The following is a 3,225-nucleotide window of genomic DNA, read 5'->3' on the forward strand; positions in this document are numbered from 1 at the left end:
TTCCAACAGACACACACCCGCCAGCCAAGGAAAATTAGCCGGCCGGGCATGCACAAAATTCAAATCCAGGCTGATAAAACATCGCAGCACACCACGGGGGTGGCACACCACGACACAATCTCAACCAACAAAAAAATTGGTATCAACAAACTTGGCACACTATTGAGTTCTCAAACAACAGGAGCACCCGGCACCAACGACAACCCCTCAAGGGCCACCGCATCGCTCCGGAGCAACTTTTCTAACTTACCCGATCCACCGGCACTTCGCAAACCGGCCCCATCCGGAACCCGATCCGCCCACCGGCATCACGCCCCACCCCCAACCCCCGCAGACAGCACAAAACCATCAACACCAGGGAAAGAAATGGAATTTCGCCGACCAGCACACCCACCGGACAAAACCCGGCCCCGCGGCGGCGGCTCAGAAAACATTACACGCCCCCACACCAAACCGCAAACCCGCACACCACACCCCCAAAACCACCCCAAAAACCCCGCCAACTCAACCAACCACCACCCCAAACCCCACCCAACCACCCCACAACCACACCGCCACACCACTGTGACCCTCACCCCAACCCGCACCCGAAAACCCATCACACCCACACCGCGCCCCGCACGTAATCAACACCTCCCCCAACCCACCACCGAACCGGCCGCCGGCACCAAGCGCATCCAGCTCCCGTAGACGTAGGCGGCCACATGCGACGACGCAAGCGATGAACCTCAGCCCGCGATCCGGCCCTGCCCTCATGGAAGTGCCGGCGCATGGACTGTAAGAAAACCGCGTGTGAGGGTTCGGCCTGAGCCGAAAAGGAAAATGGGCGTGTCAGAATTCACGACTAAAGTGCACAGGCGGTAATCGATCCCGTGACGGGAGAGCTCTTGATCAAGATGAGCTTGCCGAGCGGCTGCTCGCGCCGGTAGGGGAACAGGAAATGAGCCTGGTCGGCCCAGGCGGGTTGCTGACCAGCTCACGAAGAACGTGCTCGAAACCGGGCCGGAAGCAGAGCTGGCCGAGCACCTAGCCCATGAGCACGGCAACACTCCGATCGCAGCCAACATGCCCAACGGCATCGGGTCCAAGACGTGTCGACCGAGGTTGGCCCGGACGAGATCGAGGTTCTGCCCGACTGTAGGACATCCTTCGAGCCGGTGATCGTTCCCAAGCGGAACCGGCGCCCGGACGGGATGGACCAGATCGTGCTCTCTCTGTACGCGCAAAGGCTGCCCACCAGGGAAATCTCCGCGGATTTCGAGGATTTACTGGGGCCAGGCGTTCAGGACACCATCAGCCGCATCACATAGAACGTCGTCGGTGAACTCGCGGAGTGGCCCGCCCGTCCGCTGGATCCGAGGCGGTTTCTAATAGTCGTTGCGAATCCTGACCGGAAGGGATTGCAATGCCCAGGTACGCTCCGAACAAGATGCCGACGGAAGTCAAGCGTCGCTACTTCGAGCTGATAAGGGAAGGACTCAGCGGCTCCGCCGCGGCGGCCCGGGTTGGTGTGTCGCTGAGCTGCGGCTCGCTGTGGTTCATCGACGCTGGCAGCGTGGACTTCATAGACAGGCCGATCAGCCCCAGGTATCTGACCCAGGACGACCGGATCGAGATCGCAGACGGCCTCGCGGCCGGTGAGCCGGTGAAAGTGATCGCTGCTCGGATCGGGAAAAGCTATCAGAGCGTTTACCGGGAGCTCGCACGCAACCGCAGGCCTGACGGCCGTTATCAGCCCTGGTTCGCTCACGGCCAGGCCCATCAGCGTCGGCGCAGGCCGCGAGAGCGACGCTTCGCCTTCGACGAAGCGCTCCGCAACGCGGTGGTCCAAAAGCTCGATAAGCATTGGTCGCCTGCCCAGATCAAACGGTGGCTCCGGCGCCGTTGGCCGAAGCGGAAGTGCTGGCATGTATGCACCGAGACCATCTACGAGGCCGTTTACCGGGGCCTGATCACAGCACGGGACAGCCGCACGCTTCGCACCGGCAGGACGTACCGGCGCAGACGGGGCCGCGGCAGGAACCGGGAAGGGGCGATGAAGCAGTCCACGAACATGAGGCCCATCAGCCAACGCCCGGCGGTCGTCGAGTCTCGCACCCGCATCGGGCACTGGGAGGGGGACCTCATCATCGGCTCCGGCCAGCGTTCGGCCATCGCCACGCTCGTTGAACGCAAGTCCAGGCTCACGATCCTCGTCCCGATCCGCCAGGGGCGTACCGCGCAGAACGTCGGCGATGCCCTCATCCACGCATTCACGGCACTCCCCACGGCACTCCGAGGGACATTGACGTGGGACCAGGGTAACGAGATGTTCCACCACGAACGGATCGAACGAGCGACAGGAATACGCATCTATTTCGCGGATCCGCACTCCCCGTGGCAGCGCGGGACAAATGAGAACACTAACGGCCTGCTTCGTCAGTACTTTCCCAAGGGCACCGATCTGGGCCTGGTCACGGACGAACGGCTCCGGGAAGTCACCATCGAATTAAATGACCGGCCACGCGCATGCCTCAATGACCGCACGCCACTGCAGGTGATGGCACGATGGAAACGCCACCTCGCAACAAGCTGATTCGCGACGATGGCTGGAAACCGCCCGATCTATCCGGTGCTTTTCATAGACGCGATCGTCGTCAAGGTCCGCGACGGCCAGGTACGCAACATCCGTTCTACGTCGTCATGGGAGTCACCGTGAACGGGGAGCGGGAAAAGGCCCGGCATCGAGGTCGGCGACGGCCGCGAGGGCGCCGGGTCCCGGCTGCCGATCTTCTCCGAACTGATAAACCGCGGCATGGAGGATCAATTCCCCTCCGTGGGTGACGGCCAAAGGCCCTACCGTAAGCGATAACGACCGCATGGGAGCGGATCATTGCCCAGCAGTTCCTCGTGCGCCTGGTCCAAAACAGCTTCTGCTCTGCCGGCCGGCAGCACCCCGATGGGAAACTGGTTTACACGGCCCGTCCGAGCAGGTGGCGAAGGAACAGTTCAGGGAGATTAGGGGCAAGTGTGGCCACCAATATCCAGCCATCGAGTGGCTGGGACACTCATGGGCGGGAACCTGTCGTACCTGGAGGACGACGTGGAGTTCCCGGGGATGGTCTGCACGCCGGATGCGATCGAGTCGATCAATGCAGGCAACAAGGGCCCGGTGAGGGGGTGCCGGACGGGGCCGCCGGGATGCCCGGGCCAGGGCGTTCCCCCTCGGTAACGGTGCCGGAGCGG

Annotated in this window: 1 protein-coding gene and 1 pseudogene; both read left to right on the top strand. The window is 62.6% G+C overall.

All coding sequences use genetic code 11. The features are described 5' to 3' along the window. Positions 1 to 1,073: 1,073 nt before the first annotated feature. A pseudogene (locus AHIS1636_RS20340) lies at positions 1,074 to 1,310 on the top strand (transposase); the annotation flags it as partial. A gap of 95 nt (positions 1,311 to 1,405) precedes the next feature. Then, complete coding sequence (locus AHIS1636_RS20345) at positions 1,406 to 2,575, top strand: IS30 family transposase (RefSeq protein WP_264797688.1); 1,170 nt, start codon at positions 1,406 to 1,408, stop codon at positions 2,573 to 2,575. The last annotated feature ends 650 nt before the right edge of the window (positions 2,576 to 3,225 follow it).

The sequence above is a fragment of the Arthrobacter mangrovi genome (assembly GCF_026011795.1).
Lineage (GTDB): Bacteria > Actinomycetota > Actinomycetes > Actinomycetales > Micrococcaceae > Crystallibacter > Crystallibacter mangrovi.

Bases quoted from the DNA above. Each gene is read 5' to 3' on its own strand.
- AHIS1636_RS20345 (WP_264797688.1), top strand. From the start codon at position 1,406: ATGCCCAGGTACGCTCCGAACAAGATGCCGACGGAAGTCAAGCGTCGC.